This window comes from Capnocytophaga canimorsus (assembly GCF_002302565.1).
Taxonomy (GTDB): domain Bacteria; phylum Bacteroidota; class Bacteroidia; order Flavobacteriales; family Flavobacteriaceae; genus Capnocytophaga; species Capnocytophaga canimorsus.
Genome location: NZ_CP022382.1, coordinates 1,784,667 through 1,807,008 on the forward strand (window position 1 = coordinate 1,784,667; position 22,342 = coordinate 1,807,008).

Genomic DNA, 22,342 nt, shown 5'->3' on the forward strand with positions numbered 1-22,342 from the left:
TTTAAGATAACCAAAAAAGCCAAATCGTTATATAACGATTTGGCTTTTTGATTTTAAGGTTTTTTAGAATAGTTGTAAAGTTAATCGCTTTTTAAGCTACAGCTTTTGCTAAAAAATGATTATCTTTACGCTTAAAATTTATTGAATAATGAAATTAAAAGTCTTTCTCTTTTCGTTGTTGAGCATCAGTATTTACGCTCAAAATCCTACAGAATATGTCAATCCGTTTATCGGGACGTCAAATTTCGGAGCAACTCACCCAGGAGCTATAGCGCCACGCGGTATGTTGAGTATTTCTCCTTTCAATGTGTCCTTTGATACTAAAGGTATTGAAAATCCTTTAGAGAAAGATAGCCGTTGGCTCTCTAATCCGTATGTGAATGAAAATAAATTTCTTACTGGATTTACACACGTGAATATGAGTGGTGTGGGTTGTCCTGAGCTAGGGGTCATCATCGCGATGCCTACCACAGGAGCGTTGGAAACCAACCACTTGAAATACGGAACTACCTATAGAAATGAAAAAGCTTCTGCTGGAATTTATAGTGTTGAATTGGATAAATACAACGTGAAAGCAGAAATGACTGCCTCCACCCGAGCCGGAATTAGTCGATATCATTTCCCAAAAGGAGAGGCTAATGTTTTGATAAACCTAGGGTTAGGGCTTACTAATGAACAAGGTGCGATGGTAAAAATCGTTTCCGATACCGAAATTGAAGGGATGCGGATGGTAGGCTCGTTTTGTTACAATAGCCCTGAGTTGGCATATCCTGTTTATTTTGTAGCCAAATTTTCAAAACCAGCTACCAGTTATGGTGTTTGGCAAAAACCTTACAAATATGACGGCGTTGAAAGCCAATGGATGACCTATAACGACCAAATTCGTTTAAAGGAAGGATTCGCCAGAGAAGTGGTGGGCGATAGTATCGGAACCTATTTTCGATATAAGTTCGAAAAACCCGAAATGGTGGAACTTAAAGTAGGTGTTTCGTATGTAAGTATCGAAAACGCTCGTGAGAATTTGGAAAAAGAAATTGGGAATGCCTCTTTTGAAACAGTTTATCAGCAAACTCAAAAGGCTTGGAATGAAGTGCTGTCGGTAGCTGATGTTCAAGGAGGTACAGCTGACCAAAAAACCATACTTTATACAGGACTTTATCACGCACTTATTCACCCAAATATTTTAAACGATATAAATGGTGATTATCCTGAGGCTACTACCAACAAAATCGGAAATACAAAAAATACGCGTTACACTGTATTCTCGCTTTGGGATACTTACCGAAATTATCATCAATTACTTTCCCTTTTCTATCCGCAGGAACAATTAAATATGGTCAAATCAATGCTTGATATTTATCAAGAAAGCGGTTGGCTTCCGAAATGGGAGCTGAACTCTACCGAGACTTTCACAATGGTAGGCGACCCTGCCTCGGTGGTTTTGGCAGATACCTATTTGAAAGGACTAACCCAGTTTGATGTTGAAAAAGCCTACGAAGCAATGCTTAAAGGAGCAAACACGATAAAGAATAACCCCATACGTCCTGGTGTTGAAGAATACTGGAAGTTAGGCTATCTGAGTGTTGATGGAGGAGTTTCGGGACCAGTTTCTACTACACAGGAATATAATATCGCTGATTACGCTATCGCTCAATTGGCAAAAAAACTTGGGAAAAAGAAAGATTTTGAACGATTCAACAAACAATCGCTATCATATCGTAAGTTGTTTGATAAACAAACCCGATTGTTACGTCCGCGCCACGCCAATGGGCAATGGTACGCGCCCTTTAACCCCGAAAGCGGAGCCAATTTTGAGAAAAACGTAGGCTATATCGAAGGAAATGCTTGGCAATATGTTTATATGGTTACGCACGATATAAAAGGAATGATACAAATGATGGGAGGGGCAAAAGCCTTTGAAAAACAATTAGATTACATTTTTGATCAAAATCAATACGATATGGCAAATGAACCCGATATTGCTTATCCGTTTTTGTACAATTACATTAAGGGAAGCGAATGGAAAACCCAAAAACGTATGGATGATTTGCTTAAAACCTATTTTAAAAACACCCCCGACGGGCTTCCTGGAAATGACGACACAGGGGTAATGTCCGCTTGGATGGTCTATGGAATGATGGGATTTTACCCTGTGGTTCCTGCACAGCCCATATATACCTTTACTGCACCCAAGTTTAATAAAATCGTACTGAAATTGGATAAAAAATATTATCCGAATGAAACTTTAACCATTGAATCGAACGCCTCTGATAAAAATATTTTTATCAGACAAATATTCATTGATAAAAAGCCTTACAATTCATACTTTATAACTCACGATCAGCTAAAAAAAGCAAAACACATTCGCTTTGAACTGGGTGAAACTCCTAAAAAATAATATTTAAAAAAGGCATTAATTTGTGAATTATATTCGCCAAATGAAGTGCCTATTTTCAAGTAGATACAGACATTATATCGGAGTAAGGAAACAGAACAGCCCCTTAAAATTGGGTCACCTATGGTTGATGATGTCTTAAGAAGACGAATTGTTATTTAGTAACTGCCTGAAAAAGTGATTTTTAACTTTTTCAGGCAGTTTATTTATATTCGCTCAATAATGTATATAGGATAGTTTTCGGTGCGTTCTTCCACGGTGATTCCAAAATCATTTAGGTTAGATTTCATTAGATCAAAAAACTTGTAATGAACTTCCCAATCAAACAACTGTTCTGAACTTTTTCTGCTGTTTTTCAACACAATAGGCACCTCTGAGAGCTCTGAAAGTTTATAAATAAAATCAAATACCGAAATATCATCAGCTGAAAATTGGGTATCATCAATCAAGAACTTCGAATTTTGCTCTCCCCAACCGATTTGGTTGTTGTCCCAATATTTTGAGGTGTTTTCAGGTAAATCAACTACAAAAACCCTTCCTGATGTACTTTTTTCAAACATATTCATTTTTAAATCTTTCAATAATAGATGAAATATAGCTTTTTCATTTTCAAGGGAATTCAAATTATTTTTTATTAAAAGTTCGTACGTAATATCATCGTTTTCAATGAAAATTTGCTTTTGATTGATTTTGAGCAAATACGCAAAAATTTGCGACAGATTGCCTCTTATCAAGGTAATGTTTTTATTTCGTTCAATTACGGAAAACGAAGACTTGCGTAGGTTGGTCTCGATAAGCTTATAGTCCCCTTCCAAAACGATATCTACTTCATTATCTGTTGTGTATGATGAATATTTTAAAAAATCGTAAATTGGAACAGTTCGCGCATTTTTAGATAAAAATCCACGAATCATATTAGCGGTAATATTAGCAGGATTTCCTTTCCATAGCACTTCGCCTTGGGCATTGAGTAAAACTCCGTAAGGCAGTGCTCTTACCTTGTGCTTCTTAAAATTTTCTCCTTCATAATCAATACTTACAGCCAATTTGGAGTGGTGTTTTTGTAAGAAAGGCTTTACCACATCGGGGCTTTCTTGAGTTAATGAAATTACATACAAATCATCACGGAATTGCTCTTGTAAAGTGGTTAAATATGAAGCCACCGTAATGCACGGAGCGCACCAAGTTGCCCAGTAATCAATGAAAAACAGCTTTTTATCTTTAGGGGAAGCCAATTCAGAATACTCTATGCGTTGTGACATTGTCAATTGCGCCCTTAAAAGGGGAATGCCTAACAATATAAGACAACTGCTAAGTATGATTTTCTTTTTCATAGGGTTATTTCTTAAAATAATTTACTTTCAACATCAAAAATCTTACCAAATTTTATAACGTCCTAAAAATAAATTTTGTATGATTTTAGCCGATTGCGAATAAAACCAAACTGTTAAATAAATTCATCTAAAGCAAATAATCAATATGACTTTAATATTACCGTGATTAAATTCACTAATGATATATATTGTTACGCTATTGACTTGAAAAACACGTTACAAAATTTCGTTATCCTTTGTAATGGACACAACTTATGTTTTGAAAATAAGCAGTGAAAAACTTTCCTACAAAAAGTTTTATTTGTAAATTTGGACTTTGCGTTCAGACAATTTTAATTCATTCAGTATATATGAAAACCATTGACAATTTTAATTTCAAAGACAAAAAGGCACTTATCCGTGTGGATTTCAACGTGCCTTTAGATGAAAACTTCAAAGTAACCGACAATACACGTATTGAAGCTGCCAAACCAACGATTGAAAAAATACTAAACGATGGCGGTAGCGTGGTATTGATGAGCCATTTAGGTCGCCCAAAAGGAGAAAAAAATCAGAAATATTCGCTTAAACATATCGTTGATGAGGTTTCAAAAGAGTTAGGAAAACCTGTTATTTTCGTTGATGATTGTGTGGGCGAAAGCGTAGAAAAAGCCGTAGCACAAGCCCCAAGTGGAAGCGTAATTCTGTTAGAAAATTTACGTTTTTATGCTGAAGAAGAAAAAGGAAATGAAGATTTTTCAGCGAAATTGGCAAAATTGGGTGATATTTACGTGAACGATGCATTCGGAACGGCACATCGGGCACACGCCTCTACAACTATCGTGGCAAAATTCTTCCCAAATAACAAATGTTTCGGATATTTACTTGCCAAAGAGATTGAAAGCATCGACAAAGTGATGAAATCTGGCGAAAAACCAGTAACGGCTATCTTAGGAGGTTCTAAAGTTTCTTCAAAAATTACCATCATCGAAAATATTTTGGATAAAGTAAACCACTTAATCATCGGTGGAGGAATGGCGTATACTTTTGTGAAAGCACAAGGCGGAAAAATTGGAGATTCTATCTGTGAGGACGATAAGTTACAATTGGCGTTGGATATCTTAGCTAAGGCTAAAAGTAAAGGCGTTGAGGTACATTTGCCAGTAGATGTAGTTGCTGCTGACGATTTCAATAACGAAGCTAAAACACAAGTAGTTGACGTTACTAACATTTCTGACGGATGGCAAGGACTTGATGCTGGACCAAAAAGTTTGGCAAACTTCAAAGAAGTTATCTTAAAATCAAAAACCATTTTGTGGAACGGACCTGTGGGCGTGTTTGAAATGCCTACGTTTGCCAAAGGAACCATTGAAGTGGGTAATTTCATTGCCGAAGCTACCAAAAACGGAGCGTTTTCACTTGTAGGTGGAGGTGATTCTGTGGCGGCCGTAAAACAATTTGGCTTTGAAAACAAAGTAAGCTACGTTTCAACAGGAGGTGGAGCGATGCTTGAAAGCCTTGAAGGTAGAGTACTACCAGGAATTCAGGCTATTTACGAGTAATTTTTTCATAATAAATAGTTTTAGATTGAAAAGATGTTATTCAAATTTTTGAATAACATCTTTTTCTTTAAAAATATTCCAGCATTAGTTGACAAAATAGATAATTATAGAAAAGCACTCAAAAACGAAAACAAAAAAAGCTATTTCCAAAAAGAGAAATAGCTTTTTTATAAATCTTTTTACAACTGAAATTACAATTCCAAAGCCGATTTTACATCGCCGTTCATCAATAATTCTACTGGATTTTCCAAAGCCTCTTTAACGGCTACCAAAAATCCTACGGATTCTCGTCCGTCAATGATGCGATGATCATAAGATAGCGCTACATACATCACTGGAGCGACAACTATCTGTCCGTTTTTAACCACTGGACGCTCAACAATGTTGTGCATTCCTAAAATCCCAGATTGTGGTGGATTAATGATAGGCGTGGAAAGCATTGACCCAAAAACTCCTCCATTGGTAATGGTAAAAGTCCCTCCTGTCATTTCATCAACGGTAATTTGCCCATCACGAGCGCGTAATGCTAAGCGTTTTACTTCAGCCTCAACCCCTCGGAATAATAAATTTTCAGCATTTCGTATCACGGGTACCATAAGCCCTTTAGGTCCCGAAACCGCAATAGAAATGTCGTAAAAATTATACGTAACTTTATCTTGACCGTCAATCATTGAATTAACATCTGGGAAAAGCTTAAGTGCACGAACTACGGCTAAGGTAAAGAATGACATAAAGCCCAAGCCAACGTTGTGTTTGTCCTTAAAGGCGTCTTTATACTGATTTCTAAGCTGAAAAATGGCACTCATATCCACTTCATTGAAAGTGGTAAGCATAGCTGTTTCATTTTTAGCGCTGACCAAACGTTCGGCTACTTTTCGGCGAAGCATAGACATTTTGGTGCGTGTTTCTGCACGATTTCCACCTGAAGGCGTTCCCATAGCAGGTTTTGATGCTGTTAATGCATCGGCTTTCGTGATGCGCCCTGCTTTTCCAGTACCTTTAACTTCTTGATTTGAAATATTTTTTTCTGCAAGGATTTTTTTAGCCGCGGGGCTCGGCGTATTAGAGGCATAAGTAGGTTGGGGTTCTGCCTGTGCTGGAGCTGTTTTTACGACATCTGGTTTAGGGGTTTCAACTTTTGGTTGTTCTTTTGTAGGAGCTGCTGTGGTTGTTTTTTCAGCTGAAGTATCAATCAAGCAAACCACCTGCCCCACAGCAACAGCATCGCCTTCTTCGGCTTGTAATGTTATCACACCACTGGCTTCAGCAGGAAGTTCAAGGGTAGCTTTATCAGAATCTACCTCAGCAATGGTTTGGTTTTTTTCCACGTAATCCCCCGTTTTAACTAACCAACGAGCAATTTCAACTTCGGTTATAGACTCTCCCGGTGAGGGAACCTTCATTTCAAGTATCATAATGTTTTTATTTTTGGGTAAATGTATTGTTTTTATCGGAAAAATTCAACTTTAATACTCAAAAATAAAATGATGGTCTGAATTACAATTCAAATGATTTAATTTTCAAAATCTTATGATACTATTATTTTTCACACCATAAAAAAAGAGATGGAAAAATCCATCTCTCTTTTACAATGTTTTAAATTTGCTACGAATTATCTTTTGGCATTTGCTGTCCAAGTTTTTCCGTCTTTCATATACAACATATTCAAAGAATTTTTTGTTATTTTGATATATTGTATCCCATCTTGAAAGTCAACGTTTACCAAAGTATTGTCTCCTTCTTTTTTGAATTTAACCCCTGTAAGGTCTTCAATACCATCTGAAAATACAAAATTATAGTTTTCTTCAAATTTTGCCACAGTAATACTTCCATTGTCTGTACCTTTGTTTTCTCCTTCTGAGGTAAAGCCGATTTTACCTTTGTATGTTCCTACAAATAGGTCGTTATCTGCTGGATCATCATTTTTACTGCACGCAAAAGCAACAAAAGCTAAACAAAAAACTCCTACAATTTTCAATACATTTTTCATATTATTTAATTTTTAATGTTATACGACTACTTAAAAACAACAATCATTCCGAAAAATAATAAAAAATCATATTTTTATGTTAATATTTTGTTATTTCGATAAATCTAATGATTTTTATAAAATAAAAAAAGCACCGAAGTGCTTTTTAGGTTTAGGTATCTTCAGATGAATTCTAAACTATTCGTTATGTAAAAATTTCTTTTTCTCTTCCAATTGCTGGCTCGTTTCCTTAAAATTATCGTCAGGAACACAGCAATCTACCGGACAAACCGCAGCACATTGGGGTTCTTGATGAAATCCGTGGCATTCGGTACATTTATCAGGGACAATAAAGTAATATTCGTCGCTAATCGGTTCTTGTACATCTTCGGCATTTATTTGTTTTCCATTGGGTAGTACAATACTCCCGCTTAAAGCGGTGCCATCACTATAACGCCAATCATCAGCCCCCTCATAGATGGCATTATTGGGACATTCGGGCTCACAAGCCCCACAATTAATACATTCTTCTGTTATAATTATCGCCATAATTTACACACTTTTTTACATTTGATTCAAAAAAGAAATTATCCGTTTGATTTTCAGCAAAAAACTTCCTTCTATAAAATATGGAAAACTATCTTACTTCTTTATCAGTATCTTTTTTGTGTATATTTGTGGCAAAAATATTCCAATTTTACTACATACACAAATATGTTGTTACAAGAAAGAAAAGAGAGCTTCATTATTTTAGGAAAATTCCTCAAACAATTTGCTACATTACCGTTTCAAATAGATAAAAGTTTACCTAATATAAACATTGATTTTGAACATTTTAAAGAGGTGCTAAAAACTGCTGAGCAGCAAAACGGTTGGTTTACAGCTGATAATTTACAATACGCTTGTCAATGTTGGTCAGAAGCCCTACAAGCCAAAAATATAGAAAAATGGCTAGAACCCTATCATTTTGAGGCAGTTTCAGCAAAAAATATCGCTATTATTATGGCGGGGAACATTCCTTTGGTTGGTTTTCACGATTTTTTATCGGTACTAATATCAGGGCATCGTGCTGTGGTTAAATTATCGTCGGACGATAAGGTGCTATTACCTTTTCTAGCAAAATATCTGACACAAATAAATCCAAAATGGGAATCCTTTTTTGAATTTACCAATGAGCGAATTAATCATTTCGATGCTGTAATTGCCACGGGTAGCAATAATACCGCACGTTATTTCGAGTATTATTTTGGTAAAAAACCACATATTATCCGTAAAAATCGTAATTCGGTAGCCGTACTCAGCGGGAAAGAAACTCCTGAGCAGCTACACGCCCTTGGCAAGGATATCTTTCAGTATTTCGGATTGGGCTGCCGAAGTGTATCTAAAATATATGTGCCTGATAATTATAATTTTGATTTATTTTTTAACGCTATTTTCCCGTATCAAGATATCATACATATTGAAAAATATGCTAATAATTATGACTATAATAAAGCCGTATATTTGATGAGCTTATTTAAGTTGAAAGAGAACGGTTTTTTGATTTTAAAAGAAGACTCTAATTATGGTTCTCCCATTGCAACACTTTTTTATGAATATTACTCTGATTATGAATCATTACGAAACCACTTAAAAACTGATAACGAGAAAATACAATGTGTAGTTTCACAAGGATTTTATGATGAAGAAGTGCCTTTTGGTAAAACGCAACAGCCTCAACTTTGGGAGTATGCTGATGGAGTAGATACTGTTTTATTTTTAACAAATCTGTCCAAAAAAACATAATTTTTTTCTTCATTTTATTGAAAATAATCATCATTTTTGTGTTTTTGTTCAAGGGTTTAAGTTTTAAAAATGACAAAACCTAATCATCTTATAAACAGTAAATTGATTGGAAATTTAACCCATTCAATATGAAAAAACATAATTTTAGTGCAGGTCCTTCCATTTTACCGCAGGAAGTTTTTAAAAAAACAGCCAGTGCTGTATTGGATTTTAATGGTATGGGACTTTCCATTTTGGAAATATCACATCGAAGTGCGGCGTTTTTATCTGTTATTGAACAGGCTCGTGCCTTAACATTGGAACTTGCAGGGTTAAACCACGATTATGAAGTTTTATTACTTCACGGCGGAGCAAGTACCCAATTTTTATCCGTAGCCTATAATTTGCTCAACAAAAAGGCAGCTTATATCAATACGGGGACTTGGTCAGATAAAGCCATAAAAGAAGCTCAAGCTTTTGGCGAGGTAGTTGTTGTAGCGTCTTCAAAAGCGGATGGGTATCGTTATATTCCTAAAACTTTCTCAGTCCCTGAGGATGCTGATTATCTACACATTACCACCAATAATACCATTTATGGAACACAATATCAGACTATTCCTGACACGCAAGTGCCTTTAGTTGCCGATATGAGTTCGGATATTTTTTCTAGAACATTTGATTATTCAAAATTTAGCCTAATATACGCAGGAGCTCAAAAAAATTTAGGAGCTTCGGGAGTTGCTATAGTTATTGTTAAAAAAGACATTTTAGGTAAGGTTCACAGGCATATCCCTTCTATACTTGATTATCAGAACCAAATCAAAAACGGAAGTATGTTCAACACTCCTGCTACTTTTGCTGTGTATGTGAATTTACTTACCTTACAATGGATTAAAGAACAAGGAGGCTTACAAGGAATGGAAACCAAAAATCAGGCTAAAAAAACATTGCTCTATACCGAAGTTGATCGTAATCCTCTCATCAAAGGATATGCACAAAAGGAAGATCGTTCTTGGATGAATGTGGTGTTTAACCTAACCGATGAAAATATGACTTCACTTTTTGATGACCTTTGTAAACAAGCCAACATCAGCGGAATTAAAGGGCATCGAAGTATTGGCGGATACCGAGCTTCCATTTATAACGCTATGCCTATAGAAAGCGTTAAAGTTTTGGTAGAAGTGATGCAAGAATTTGAAAGAAAAGCTTAAAACAAATTTATAATACACAGAGTTAAGAATAGAGTATGAAGATATTGGCAAATGACGGAATCTCCGAGAAAGGCAAACAATTATTAACAGATAATGGTTTTGAAGTAATTACTACAAAGGTTGCTCAAAATCAATTGGCTAATTTTATCAATGAGCAAAAAATCGGTGTTCTTTTGGTACGTTCGGCAACTACAGCTCGAAGAGATTTAATTGATGCCTGTCCGTCTTTAAAACTTATTGGTAGAGGCGGAGTTGGTATGGATAACATTGATGTAGATTACGCTTTGAAAAAAGGAATTCACGTTATCAATACACCATATTCTGCAGCTAATTCTGTAGCTGAATTGGTATTTGCACATTTACTTTCGGGCATTCGTTTCTTGCACGATGCCAACCGAAATATGCCTTTACAAGGAGATGCCGATTTTGAAATTTTGAAAAAATCGTATAGTCAAGGAAGTGAATTGCGAGGTAAAACCTTAGGAATCATTGGTTTAGGGAGAATCGGTCAAAGTGTAGCACGTATGGCTATTGGATTGGGAATGCGCGTCATAGCTCACGACCCCGCAGTACAACAAACTACCATAGAAATTCCTTTTTTTGATGGTAGAAAACTCGATTTTCTCATCGAAACTACAGATAAACAAACCGTTCTTGAAACTTCCGATTTTATTACCCTACACGTGCCTTTTCAGCAGGAATATATTATTGATGAGGTCGATTTTGAAATAATGAAAGACGGTGTAGGTATTATCAATATAGCCCGAGGTGGTGTTATTAACGAAGCAGCACTATTAGAAGCACTTGATAACGAAAAAGTAAGCTTCGCAGGCTTAGATGTTTATGAAAATGAACCTACTCCTGCCATTCGTACGCTAATGCACCCCAAAGTATCACTCACACCACACATTGGGGCATCTACCTCTGAGTCGCAAAACCGAATAGGAGAAGAATTAGCTACACAAATTATTTCTCTTTTGAAATAAAAAATGATCCATCATTCTTTAGCTACTAAAAAAGACAAAAGTTAAAATTGAGCCGTTTTTATTAAAAACGGCTCGATTTTTCTATATCCAAATGCTTAATTCACTTTTTCTAACGATTAAAAACCGCTATAATTGTTTCAAATCCTTTATCACCTTAAAAGCAATATCAATTTGATGTTCGGGCACAATTATGGTAAATTCATTAGCGGTTGAAATCACTTCATTGATACTAATACCCTCCCAAGCAATACGCTGAAAGATAAAATAATAGATACCTGGAGTTGATACGTTTTCATTAGGAAGTTTCACACTAATCGAACCTAAGCCAGTGAACTTACTAATACATTTTTCTTTGGCGAAAATTTCTTCCATCAAAGGGTCAATAGAGTTACTCACCACAATACTGGTCTCGTTTACTCCCCGTGAAGAGGTATAAAAAATATCTTTAGTATCCTGTATATTACGTAACAATTCAGATTGACAAAGTAACAGATTTTCAGAAACAGAAAAAGTATAGTCCGTTAGGTTAGAGCGAACCGTAATCTCCCCAATATCTTTCAATATTTTAATAATTCTGTGAGTTGCCCGAAATTCCATATCTACCGAAAGACGTTTGAGCGCCATAACAATAGCCCCATTGCGAACCTCTTTGCCAACATCACCTTCTATTTCCTTTCGTATAATTCTAGCCAATGAAGTGAGGTTAATAATACCCTGCGAAAGCGCTGTTTGTAAAAAAGGTTTTGATTTTATGTAGCTTTCTACCGCTGAAGAAACTGTTCTCATAAGATATTTGCTTTAAGTTTTACTTACTTGTTACAAAAATACAAAAAAATAATTATTTATAACATTTTTGTTGTTTTATTATAACAAAATGAGATTGAGTTTAATAAAAACTGCCTCCAAAAAGCAATTGCTTTTTGGAGGCAGTCTATTTTTCTCTAGAATTTTATTAATTTGCTAATCTAAATGTAATTGGATAAGCGAACGTTACAGGTGTTGGCTTATTACGTTGTTTTCCAGGGATAAGTTTAGGTAATTTTTCGATGATTCTTCGTGCTTCAGCTTCCAAACTTTTATCTGGTCCGCGAACTACTAAAATGGTGATGGTACCATCAGTATTGATACGGAATTGTACATTTACTCTACCTTGGATACCCATTTCTTGTGCCATTTCGGGGTATCGGAAGTTTTTCTTAACGTGATTGTCTAAGTTTTGTTTAAAGCAATCAAATTGTTTGTCTTTAGGTACACCTTTACAAGCCTCAAACATCGGTTTGTCTTCAATCAAAGTAAAAGGAACATCAACAGGAATCTCTTCTTCTACGGTTTCAATATGTTCAACTTCAACGATTTTCTCCTCTTTATTGGTTTCCGTATTAAAATTATTTTCCTCTTTGATTTCTTTATTATCTTCCACAATTTCAATTACTGGAGGTGCTTGTTGTGGCGGCGGTGGCGGTGGCGGTGGCGGCGTATTTGGCATTACTATGGCGTCCAATTCTTCATCCAAATTCTTGTCGACATCCATCACGTGGTTGAATTTCTTATCGTCGTCCTTTGATTTCATTTCGATAGCTCCCCAAGTGAGCCCAGAAACCAAAGCAAGACCGAGAGCAAAGAACAATCCACTATTTTTGGTCAAGTCGGCGTGAGGGTTCTTTTTCGGTTTCATAACTTGATTTTTTTAAAGGGTTATTGTTATAATTTTTGCAAACATTGTTAAAATACTTTTTTGCATTTTGAGGTTAACCTTGTTATAAATACCAAAGCAACAACTATGCCAAAAGTATTAAACAATACGTCAAAAATATCTGCGCTTCTTGTATCTGTTATTGTCTTTTGCAGTATTTCCATACTCAATCCCCAAACAAATGCTACAATTCCGGCAAAAGTGTAGATAGATAAAGTTTTGTTAAAAAACAATAATTCTCTCTTTAAAGCCAAAACAAGAAGCAGGGTAAATACAAAATAAAACGTAAAATGAGCTATCTTATCCAAGTGTGGTATGAAGCTCGAAACGGTTTCTTTACTTGGAGTTTTTAGGCTGGGAAAGGTAACCATAATCAGCCATAAACTCCACAAAATGCTGTATTTGTAACTTTTAAGCTCCAATGAGTTCTTTATAGGCTTGGGCAGAAAGTAAAGTTTCTACCTGTGAAGGGTCAGCGATTTTAACTTTAATCATCCAACCATCTCCGTAAGGGTCAGTATTTACTTGCTCTGGGTTTTCTTCCAAAGAAGCGTTAAATTCAATAATTTCTCCGCTCAAAGGTAAGAACAAGTCAGAAACGGTTTTAACAGCCTCAACAGTTCCGAAAACTTCCTCTTTGTCAAGAGTTTCCCCTTCGGTTTCAACTTCAACATAAACGATATCCCCCAATTCTCTTTGAGCAAAATCGGTAATTCCTACCACGGCAACATCTCCCTCGATGCGTACCCACTCGTGGTCATTCGTGTACTTTAATTCTGATGGTATATTCATAATGCTTCTAATAATTTTCAAACAGATTTCAAATGTAACAAAATATTTTAATATACAAAGATTTGTTGGCTTGTTTTTTACTTAATTGGTTTTACAATTTGCAGAAACCATTGTTTTACATCACCTTGCAGATGCCCCTCCAATTTCTCTTTACAAATTTGATGATAATCATTTAACCATTGTTTTTCTTCAATAGTGAGTAAATCCGAATTGATTCCTTGAGGCATAAAAGGACACAAGGTTAGGGTTTCAAACTGATAGAACGTGCCATAAGGTGTTTTTTCATATGGAACAACAGCTACCAAATTTTCGTGGCGAATACCATACTGGCTTTCTACATAAAAACCAGGCTCGTTAGAACAAACCATTCCTGGTAGTAATTCTTGAGGGTTAAGGTCTTTTCGGATATTTTGAGGCCCTTCGTGAACATTCATAAAGCTACCCACTCCGTGACCAGTACCGTGACCATAGTCTTTTGCATTTTTCCAAAGTGGCATTCGAGCAAAGGCATCGAGTTGTACTCCGCGCGTTCCTCTTGGGAATTTTACCATTGAAAGTTGAATCATTCCTTTGAGCGTGAGTGTGCTATCATCAATAAACTCTTGAGATACCTCTCCTAAAGGAATGGTTCGGGTAATGTCGGTAGTACCTTCCAAATATTGTCCTCCCGAGTCCACCAAAATACTTCCTCTGGCGAAAATTTCTTTACTTGCTGTTTCTGGAGCAGAGTAATGTACAATAGCTCCATTGCCCTCATAGCCCACAATACTTCCAAAACTTTCACCTACAAAATGTTCGCCTTCGCTACGAAATGCACGTAAACGCTGACCTACACTATATTCCGTCATTGTTTCTTTTCCTACCTGATGGGTAAGCCAATACAAAAATTTTACCATAGCTACTCCATCACGAACCATTACTTTTCGGAAGCCCTCCAATTCAGTTTCATTTTTTACGGCTTTCATCAAACTGGCTGGTGAGGCAGCTTCAATACAAATGTTTTCAGCTTCTAAACTTTTGAAAATAGCCTGATTACTATTTGAGGAAAGTAATACTCTTTTCCCTTTAATTTTGGATAAGAAGTTAAAAAAATCGGAATAGGGCAACCACTCAACATTTGATTTTTTTAAATGACTAGCTACCTCTTCCGTTATTTTTTCTGTTTTGGCAAATAAAAAAGTTTGGTTTTCAGAAAGTGCAATGTAACCTAAGAAAACAGGATTGTAGGCCACATCACTTCCTCTTAGATTCAACGTCCAAGCTACCTCGTCTAAGGCAGTTATCAAATGAAAATTGGTATTTAAAACTTTCATTTTCAGACGAATATTATTTATTTTTTCACTTACCGATTGACCAGCCCATTTTTCAGGATGTACAAATATGGAGTGATCCCCCTCATCAGGACGATTTTGCCAAACATCATCAAGTAAAGGTCTGTCAGTCAAATGGATATCTTTAACAGCCAATGATTTTTTTAATTTTTCCCAATTTAAGTGCGATGTGGCTAAGGCATTAACAGCTACTGTGGCATTTTTAGGGAGTTGTGTGCCTATCCATTCCATATAGTCAGGGGTGCCTTCGACGCTATCTTTAAAGAGTTCAATTCCAGAGTTTTTTAGTTCAATGGGGGCTTGAACAAAGTATCGAGAATCAGTCCAAAGCCCTGCTTTTTCTTGGGTGATTACTACCCAACCTGCCGATCCGGTAAACCCTGAAATCCAACGGCGTTCTTGCCATTGTGTGGGCATATATTCGCTCATATGGGGGTCTGACCCAAAAACGATAAAAGCATCTACCTTTTGTTGTTTCATCGCTTTGCGTAAAGCAGCTAATTTTTCGGGTGTATTCATTTTATGATATTTTTAAATGATTATTTTATGGAAGATTGATATAATTTCGCAACATATTTTCCGATAACGTCAAATTCTAAATTTACAACATCACCTTTTTTGAGGTTTTTAAAATTAGTATGTTGTAAGGTGTACGGAATAATGGCAACACTGAAACTATTGGTTTGCGAGTCCACAACGGTCAAACTCACGCCATTGACCGTAATTGATCCTTTTTCGATGGTTACGTTGCCTTGCGTTGGGTCGTAAACGAAAGTAAATCGGGTACTGCCATTTTCGTCCTTAATTTCGGAGCAAATGGCGGTTTGGTCAACGTGTCCTTGAACGATATGCCCATCAAGCCGAGCATTCATCAGCATACTTCGCTCTAAATTAACTTGGTTGCCAACAGATAAAGTACTGAGATCGGTTTTACGTAAAGTTTCATCAATAGCAGTAACTTTATACACCTCATTGTCAATAGATACCACGGTTAAGCATACGCCATTGTGGGCTACACTTTGATCAATTTTCAACTCATTGGTAAAATTACTTTTAATAAATAGATGTAAATTCGATTTCTCTTTTTCGATTTTAACAATTTCGCCCAAATCTTCAACAATTCCAGTAAACATATTTCTTTTCAAAATGTGGATTTCTCCACAAAGTTATAAATTTTTTTGTTAAACGCATTCTTTCTTTATGATGTACATTGTTCAAGTAAAGATGCGAAATTAACTATTTATCAAGTGTTTTAAAAATAGAATGAAGCATAATCCTTTTGGAATTCCTATCTTTGTCCGCCAGAATATAATTCGTTGAATATTAATTAAAACAGAAAATATAGGGAAAATCAGTATGATTAAAAAAATTACAAACCATAAAATATTCAAACTTTTCAAACTAACATCACTGGAGTTTTTGGAGGATAATTGCCTGAAACTAAGTGCATCTTTGTCCTACTCCACGATTTTCGCATTGCCTTCATTGGCAATTTTAATCATCTCATCGGTGGGATTGTTTTACGATGCCAATCAAGTTTCGTCCGAATTTTTCCATCAACTTGCTGATTTAGTCGGAGAAAAATCGGCTTTACAAATTCAATCCGTTATCGACAACATACAAATTGACGATTCGGGAAGGATAGCCCAATGGATAAGCATCGCTACACTTATTTTCACAGCTTCGGCGGTATTTGCTGAAATTCAGAGTTCTATAAACTATATTTGGGAACTGAAAGCTAAACCTCAAAAGGGAATTTTACGTATTATCATCAACCGATTGCTTTCCTTTGCGATGATTGGAGCTTTGGGTTTTGTGCTGTTAGTCAGTTTGTTAATAAACACATTCATTGATATTTTGTTCAAACAATTATCACGAATGTTTTCGGAGAATTCAGTTTATCTTGCCCAGATTTTTAATATTGCAATTGTTTTTTCGATAGTTACGATTATATTTAGCTTCATTTTCAAGACCTTACCTGACGGGAAGTTAAAATGGAAGGATACGCTCATTGGGGCAGGATTTACTTCTATTTTGTTTATGCTGGGTAAATTTGTAATTGGGAATTATTTAGTAAATACCGCTAAATTAGATGTTTATGGAGCGGCAGGTTCTGTTTTGGTTTTGTTGGTATGGGTTTATTACTCGGCAATCATACTTTATTTCGGAGCAGTTTTTACCAAAAATTATTCGGAAATGTACGGAACTCCCATAGAGCCAAGCAGTTATTCTGTTCGTGTCATCATAGAGGAAAGGGAGGTGGATTATGCCAAACAGCCTTCGGAAATTGCTGAAAAACAAGAAGATATGTCCAATAAAAGAAAGAAAACCAGCTAGAAAGTGAAGCTGATTTTCTTGATTGTAAAATGTATGGCTTTTCCTCATACATTTTTCATTTGTTAATCATTTATCTATTTAAATACCCTTTCAACGCCTCTACATATTCCTCAAAGGCTTCTAAGCCTTGGGAAGTAAGAGCGAGTTCCGTATTTGGATAATTATCTTTAAATGATTTGGTTACAGTGATATATCCCGCTTTTTCGAGTTTAGCTATCTGTACACTGATGTTTCCCGAAGTAGCTTGGGTAACTTCTTTTATCCGATTGAAATCTGCTTTTTCTTCCGAAACCAAAAGTGACATGATTGCCAATCGTAACTGCGAATGCAAAAGAGGATTTAAATTTTTAAACATCACTTGATTTATACGGTTTTTATTTCTTTGTTTTCTTCGTGAATGATAATTGCTTGTGAATTGGTTATCGGACACAAATCTATTTTTTTTCCAAATTCTGAAATCATGGTTTCTACTACTTCTACAAATGGAAAATTGGTGTAATGAGGTACGGGGTAAAAATCAATAACATCTAAGCCTACAAAAGATTGTAATTCGGGGGCTTTTGCTACATCGTCCATTAGGGTAACATATTCAATATTAGATGAAAGCACCATAGAACCCGCCGATTCTCCTATATAAGTTTTTCCTTTCTTAATTTCCTCGATAATGATGGTATCTGCACCCGATTTTTTCAACTCTTGAAGAAGAAAAAATGTATTCCCTCCCGAAATATAAATGAAATCGTTTTGCTGAATTTTTTCTTTAATTTCAGAATATTTTGCGGTGGAAATTTCCAACTCATCAATGATAAATCCCATTTTTTCAAAGGTCTTTTTTGCAGTATCTACATAAAAGGTAACCTCTTCCACTAAACTTGCCGTAGCGATAAAAGTGATTATTTTTCCTTTATTTTCGACTCCTGCAAATGTTTCGAAAATAGAAGCTACCTCACTAAAAGAGGAACATAGAAATATATTTTTCATTGTTTTTGTTTTTTATTCACCGTAGGGACGAGACACATCTCGTCCGCTTGTAATTTCATTATAATCAATGTGTTAAAAATATCCGTTCCTTACGAAAAGATTCGTTTTTTATAATCCGAATGCAACTGAATTCCTGGAATTAAAAACAACAAGGCTGCCAAAACTACGGTCATCAAAATGCTGTAATATCCGTAATTGATAAACAAAGTACTGTAAACCAACGCAAAGGAAACCAGCGAAGTACTTATCCAAAGTTGGTTTTTCAGCTGTAATGCCGTTGCCAGGGAAGCCATTGCAAAAGGTAGGTATATCAGTACAATAATCCACTTGGAAGATTGTGTAAATCCGCCCACCATTGCACCTATTCCCGCCACGAACCAAAGCCAGCCCATCCAGTCGATGCTTTTGCCTTGTTTTTCGGCTTTTATGCCTTCTCGCATTTTGGCAATAAAGGTAAAAATAAATCCCAAAGGCATCAAAATAAGCCACACGAGTCCCGATTTATTGAAATGAAAATCAAATTGATACATCAGGAAATGTATAGTTCCTGCTAACATAATGAGTACGCCCCAAAAGATAAAGAAAAATCCGTTTTGTTCGTACTTTTGTTTGCGTTGATTGATAACCTCTTGAATGATTTTTAGGCTATCATTAGGTTGTAATTGTTCCATTTTTTATTGAATTTTAAATAGGTTACAAATATAATTTAATTTATTTTATAAATCAAAACCGCACCATCGTTCCAAAATAGAAAATCCGTTTTTGGAGGTGGTTGTAATGTAAATTTGTGTAATCCGAATTGTAATACACCGAAGCAGAATTGTTGAAATTCAACAGATTATTGACAGAAATAAAAGCAATAACTGCTGTTTTTCCAATGAAGAAAAGTCGGTTTGCTGAAAAATCCAAGCGTTTATAATGAGGCATTTCAGCGGAATACCAATCGCCGAAAATAGGTTGAAAATCATTGGCTTGTGGATTAAAAACTGCCGACTGCACAGGAGTAAAACGATTACTCGGACGCGTACTGAAAACCAATGAAGCCGTAAACCACTTCGGATTTTTGTATGTTAATTGTGATTTGATAAAGTATTTTAAGTTTAAAGGTGTATTATATTTTTGATTTCCAATAATATACTTCTGATTTATAAAAGTATTCGATATTGAAAAAGAAAATTGATGATTCAATTTAAAATCCACAGAAGCCTCACTTCCAAAGGTTTGTGTTTTATCAAATTGTTCGTAATGATTGGTTACAATATCGCCTTTATCTGCTTTGAAATATACTGATGTAGAAATGTTAAATTTCTCATTTTCAAAAGAATAATCCAAAGCAATTTGATGACTGCTCAGCGTATTGAAATTGCGAATAATATAATTTGGTGTAGTATAGCTGTGGTATTTTCCTGCACTGAAAATCAACCGATGCTCGTTATTTGGCGTGTAATTAGCTGAAAATTGGTAACTTGTAAAACTTTCGGTGTTTTTGTGAAGAAAAATATTTTTCCGCAAAGCCGATGAAAAATTCCACTGATTATTAGGTGAATAATTGGCATACACATAAGGTTCTACATAAAAAAAATCAGTTGTTTTTTCATTGGTAAATGTCGGACTTTCAGGCTTTAAACTGAAATAAAATTGCGGTAAAATTTCATTGTAATGATAGCGAAATACCGAAGCATCTACACCATATTGCATACTAAATGCTCTCGAAAACTGAGTTTTAAAGCCCAAACCATTGAAAATCTGAATATTTTTCACTTTGGAATCAATATTTCCGAATTTGAATTCCGAATCGGAAAAATCCACCATCGAAGCCCAACGAATTTTAGTTTTCTGCGTAAAATAATCCAAATTATTCACTGAAAAAAAGCGTTTTTTGAAGGCTTCAACATCGCCTAAAAAATTCAAAGAACGATTCAAAACCGAATATTTTTCATCAATAAAATAATTAAATGTGTTGAAAGACAGGTTTTTATTGATTTTTAGATGTGTGTTTGCTCCCAAATCGAAAGTGGAAAAATGTTGCAGTTGGTCTAAACTTTTTCTGTTCAACCCGATAATAGCATCGCTAAACTGATAATTGGCGTAAATTTGCGTAAAATTGTTTTTACCGAGTTTCTGATTTCGCATCAGTCCAATATTGGAAAGAGCCAAAGAAACTTGCGTAAACTCGCTGATTTTCTGCGTGTTGGTTTCTATTTCCACTAACCCCGCACTTGAATTACCGAAATTCAAAGGTGGATTACTCGAATAAACATATTGTTTATCAATGAGTTCAGTATTGAAAAGTGAAAAATTTCCCAAGCCATCATTCCGACTGAAACGCACGGGATTTAACACAGGAGAACCGTTGAGATAAACCCTTGACCTATCGGGACTTCCGCCTCTAAGCGAAGGGTTAGCACTCTCATCTGTATTAGTGGAAGCAGGAAGTGTGGTAATGGCTTTGAGCGGGTCGGCATTGGCAGCAGGATTGAAATAAATATCTAATGAATTGAGTTTCTTCACCGCAAATTTTTCAGAAATCGGGTCTTTTTTCACGATAACTACTTCTTCTAATTGGTTGATTTGGAGACTGTCTTGTTAAGCTTGTACAAAACTGAAAACAAGTAAATTAAGTAATAAAAATAGTGTTTTCATTATTAAAATTTTAAAAAGATTAAAGGAAATAACTTGTCATATTTCTTATTTTTTTCGACCTTTGTTAGCTAATTTTAATTATCATTTTATGAGTGAAAAAGAAACGAATGAGTACGGAGGTTTACTCAAAAAAAATCCTAAATTGGGAGTTTTAGTGTTGATTCTCATAGGAGTAGCATTTTTGGTTTATGCTTACATAACGCATAATAACCTGACACAGTGGGAACAAGAAGGAGGTTCGCGTCCGATGAATCGTCTTTTTGCTGCGGTATATGATATGGCGGGTGTTTGGGGCGTTACCTCACTTTTGGCAGTGGGAGGATTTTTCTTTCTCTACCAAGCCTATACTGCTTATAACAAATTGTTAAAGAAATAGTTATTTAAAAGGGCAAAATAAAATTGCCCTTTTTTATTTTGATTTTTCAGAAAACTTTTCGTGAAATTTCCTCTCTAACTCATTCGCTTTTTCTTTTTGATTATCATAAGAATACCATTTTAAAAGGCTTTGATAAGCTTCCTTCTTTCCCCAAGTAGGTAAATGTTCGGAATTTTGGTTCGGTTCAGGGAGTGAAATAGCTTTCAAAAGCGAAGTTTCTGCCTTTTTACCTCCGCCATATTGTTTGAGAATATGCGTATCATAATTGCCCTCCGCATAATGCAAACGCGGATTTTCCTTTTGCAAACGAAAGCCTTTTTGTAGATTTTCACGAATTTCGGCATCAATTTGCATCGCTTCCATCTGATTTTTCATAAAAACAAACGACAAACTCAAATTGTTGGCTAATAAAGCATAATCTTCGGCGTTTTTATTTTTCTTATCTTGCAGAATATCAATACTTTTTCGGTTGTACTCACTCGCTTTTTCTTTGTTATCTGTTTTCGAATAGAAAATGGTTTGATAGAGATGCAAATAAGATTTCCAATACAAATTCCATTGGTTATTTCCCTTATTTTCAGAAAGTTGTTTTTCCAATTTTTCTAACGGAAGTCCGTTTTTGGTAGCAAAGGCTTCACCCAAAGATTTTTCAATTTTCTGTTGAATTCCGTCAAGGGCAAATGAATTTTCTACTGCTTGAATTTCAGTGGTTTTTGAATTTTGAGCTTGTGTATTCATTGCAAGAAACGAGCAAACCACAGCAAAAACGATGTTTTTAAAATTTCTGTTCATTGTATTTGTTGTTTTTAAATTAGTTTATATTATAAATTAAATATCTAAAAAAAACACTTCTTTTCTTTTGTTAGGACAAATATAAATTAGTTATACTCTATAAATCAAATGTTTTTTTAAAAAATCAGACAATTGCTATAATCATCTGATTTTTAGTTTTTTTTTATTGAAACAATAAGTGTGTTGATATTGAATGT

At 35.3% G+C, this 22,342-nt stretch carries 22 protein-coding genes; 7 read left to right on the forward strand and 15 right to left on the reverse strand.

The window, feature by feature from the left end; all coding sequences use genetic code 11:
* Positions 1-148 precede the first annotated feature (148 nt).
* Positions 149-2,398, forward strand: a complete 2,250-nt coding sequence (locus CGC47_RS07915) for a GH92 family glycosyl hydrolase (RefSeq protein WP_095900211.1) — start codon at positions 149-151, stop codon at positions 2,396-2,398.
* Between the two features lie 203 nt (positions 2,399-2,601).
* Here CGC47_RS07915 and CGC47_RS07920 read toward each other — a convergent pair whose 3' ends face one another.
* Positions 2,602-3,729 (reverse strand): TlpA family protein disulfide reductase, encoded by a 1,128-nt coding sequence (locus tag CGC47_RS07920; protein WP_044729479.1) that lies wholly within the window; start codon positions 3,727-3,729, stop codon positions 2,602-2,604.
* A gap of 350 nt (positions 3,730-4,079) precedes the next feature.
* On the opposite strand from CGC47_RS07920, the gene CGC47_RS07925 reads away from it, so the two are divergent.
* On the forward strand, positions 4,080-5,270 hold the full coding sequence (locus CGC47_RS07925; protein ID WP_095900392.1) for a phosphoglycerate kinase: 1,191 nt from the start codon (positions 4,080-4,082) through the stop codon (positions 5,268-5,270).
* Between the two features lie 191 nt (positions 5,271-5,461).
* Here CGC47_RS07925 and odhB read toward each other — a convergent pair whose 3' ends face one another.
* From odhB to CGC47_RS07940, 3 genes are all read right to left on the reverse strand, one after another.
* Positions 5,462-6,682: a 2-oxoglutarate dehydrogenase complex dihydrolipoyllysine-residue succinyltransferase gene (gene odhB, locus CGC47_RS07930; RefSeq protein ID WP_172458726.1), complete on the reverse strand. Its 1,221-nt coding sequence runs from the start codon at positions 6,680-6,682 to the stop codon at positions 5,462-5,464.
* 200 nt (positions 6,683-6,882) lie between these two features.
* Positions 6,883-7,260, reverse strand: coding sequence for a hypothetical protein (locus tag CGC47_RS07935; RefSeq protein WP_042001035.1), 378 nt, complete (start codon positions 7,258-7,260; stop codon positions 6,883-6,885).
* A 177-nt stretch (positions 7,261-7,437) separates the two neighbouring features.
* The gene (locus CGC47_RS07940) at positions 7,438-7,788 is read right to left on the reverse strand and encodes a 4Fe-4S dicluster domain-containing protein (protein WP_013996313.1); all 351 of its coding nucleotides are present in this window, start codon (positions 7,786-7,788) and stop codon (positions 7,438-7,440) included.
* A gap of 165 nt (positions 7,789-7,953) precedes the next feature.
* On the opposite strand from CGC47_RS07940, the gene CGC47_RS07945 reads away from it, so the two are divergent.
* The 3 genes from CGC47_RS07945 (at position 7,954) to CGC47_RS07955 (ending at position 11,200) form a co-directional block, all read left to right on the forward strand.
* A complete protein-coding gene (locus CGC47_RS07945) occupies positions 7,954-9,024 on the forward strand; it encodes an acyl-CoA reductase (RefSeq protein ID WP_169922918.1) in 1,071 nt (356 codons plus the stop codon).
* A 128-nt stretch (positions 9,025-9,152) separates the two neighbouring features.
* Positions 9,153-10,214, forward strand: a complete 1,062-nt coding sequence (gene serC, locus CGC47_RS07950) for a 3-phosphoserine/phosphohydroxythreonine transaminase (RefSeq protein WP_042001034.1) — start codon at positions 9,153-9,155, stop codon at positions 10,212-10,214.
* Between the two features lie 35 nt (positions 10,215-10,249).
* Positions 10,250-11,200, forward strand: coding sequence for a D-2-hydroxyacid dehydrogenase (locus CGC47_RS07955; RefSeq protein WP_042001032.1), 951 nt, complete (start codon positions 10,250-10,252; stop codon positions 11,198-11,200).
* A 126-nt stretch (positions 11,201-11,326) separates the two neighbouring features.
* Here CGC47_RS07955 and CGC47_RS07960 read toward each other — a convergent pair whose 3' ends face one another.
* The 6 genes from CGC47_RS07960 to CGC47_RS07985 all read right to left on the reverse strand — a co-directional run bounded on the left by CGC47_RS07960 (position 11,327) and on the right by CGC47_RS07985 (position 16,149).
* The gene (locus CGC47_RS07960) at positions 11,327-11,986 is read right to left on the reverse strand and encodes an aspartate kinase 2 (RefSeq protein WP_013996317.1); all 660 of its coding nucleotides are present in this window, start codon (positions 11,984-11,986) and stop codon (positions 11,327-11,329) included.
* Between the two features lie 166 nt (positions 11,987-12,152).
* Positions 12,153-12,875: an energy transducer TonB gene (locus CGC47_RS07965; RefSeq protein WP_042001030.1), complete on the reverse strand. Its 723-nt coding sequence runs from the start codon at positions 12,873-12,875 to the stop codon at positions 12,153-12,155.
* Between the two features lie 47 nt (positions 12,876-12,922).
* Entirely contained in the window at positions 12,923-13,264 is a 342-nt protein-coding gene (locus CGC47_RS07970; protein WP_042001029.1) for a VanZ family protein, read from the reverse strand.
* Between the two features lie 40 nt (positions 13,265-13,304).
* Positions 13,305-13,685: a glycine cleavage system protein GcvH gene (gene gcvH, locus CGC47_RS07975; protein WP_042001027.1), complete on the reverse strand. Its 381-nt coding sequence runs from the start codon at positions 13,683-13,685 to the stop codon at positions 13,305-13,307.
* A 77-nt stretch (positions 13,686-13,762) separates the two neighbouring features.
* Positions 13,763-15,535: an aminopeptidase P family protein gene (locus CGC47_RS07980; protein WP_042001025.1), complete on the reverse strand. Its 1,773-nt coding sequence runs from the start codon at positions 15,533-15,535 to the stop codon at positions 13,763-13,765.
* 20 nt (positions 15,536-15,555) lie between these two features.
* On the reverse strand, positions 15,556-16,149 hold the full coding sequence (locus CGC47_RS07985) for a riboflavin synthase (RefSeq protein WP_042001024.1): 594 nt from the start codon (positions 16,147-16,149) through the stop codon (positions 15,556-15,558).
* Positions 16,150-16,372: 223 nt separating this feature from the next.
* On the opposite strand from CGC47_RS07985, the gene CGC47_RS07990 reads away from it, so the two are divergent.
* Positions 16,373-17,353 carry a YihY/virulence factor BrkB family protein gene (locus tag CGC47_RS07990; RefSeq protein ID WP_111938326.1) on the forward strand — a complete coding sequence of 327 codons (981 nt, stop codon included), beginning with the start codon at positions 16,373-16,375 and terminating at the stop codon, positions 17,351-17,353.
* Positions 17,354-17,423: 70 nt separating this feature from the next.
* Here the strand turns inward: CGC47_RS07990 and CGC47_RS07995 are convergent, their stop codons facing one another.
* From CGC47_RS07995 to CGC47_RS08010, 4 genes are all read right to left on the reverse strand, one after another.
* Positions 17,424-17,708 carry a winged helix-turn-helix domain-containing protein gene (locus CGC47_RS07995; RefSeq protein ID WP_042001112.1) on the reverse strand — a complete coding sequence of 95 codons (285 nt, stop codon included), beginning with the start codon at positions 17,706-17,708 and terminating at the stop codon, positions 17,424-17,426.
* An 8-nt stretch (positions 17,709-17,716) separates the two neighbouring features.
* Positions 17,717-18,334: a Type 1 glutamine amidotransferase-like domain-containing protein gene (locus CGC47_RS08000; protein WP_095900213.1), complete on the reverse strand. Its 618-nt coding sequence runs from the start codon at positions 18,332-18,334 to the stop codon at positions 17,717-17,719.
* A gap of 89 nt (positions 18,335-18,423) precedes the next feature.
* Complete coding sequence (locus tag CGC47_RS08005) at positions 18,424-19,005, reverse strand: hypothetical protein (RefSeq protein ID WP_042001022.1); 582 nt, start codon at positions 19,003-19,005, stop codon at positions 18,424-18,426.
* A gap of 52 nt (positions 19,006-19,057) precedes the next feature.
* The gene (locus CGC47_RS08010) at positions 19,058-20,878 is read right to left on the reverse strand and encodes a TonB-dependent receptor plug domain-containing protein (protein WP_232779652.1); all 1,821 of its coding nucleotides are present in this window, start codon (positions 20,876-20,878) and stop codon (positions 19,058-19,060) included.
* A gap of 187 nt (positions 20,879-21,065) precedes the next feature.
* On the opposite strand from CGC47_RS08010, the gene CGC47_RS08015 reads away from it, so the two are divergent.
* Positions 21,066-21,353, forward strand: coding sequence for a hypothetical protein (locus tag CGC47_RS08015; protein WP_095900214.1), 288 nt, complete (start codon positions 21,066-21,068; stop codon positions 21,351-21,353).
* A gap of 33 nt (positions 21,354-21,386) precedes the next feature.
* On the opposite strand, the gene CGC47_RS08020 is transcribed toward CGC47_RS08015, so the two are convergent.
* Complete coding sequence (locus CGC47_RS08020) at positions 21,387-22,145, reverse strand: hypothetical protein (RefSeq protein WP_041999059.1); 759 nt, start codon at positions 22,143-22,145, stop codon at positions 21,387-21,389.
* Between the last annotated feature and the right edge of the window lie 197 nt (positions 22,146-22,342).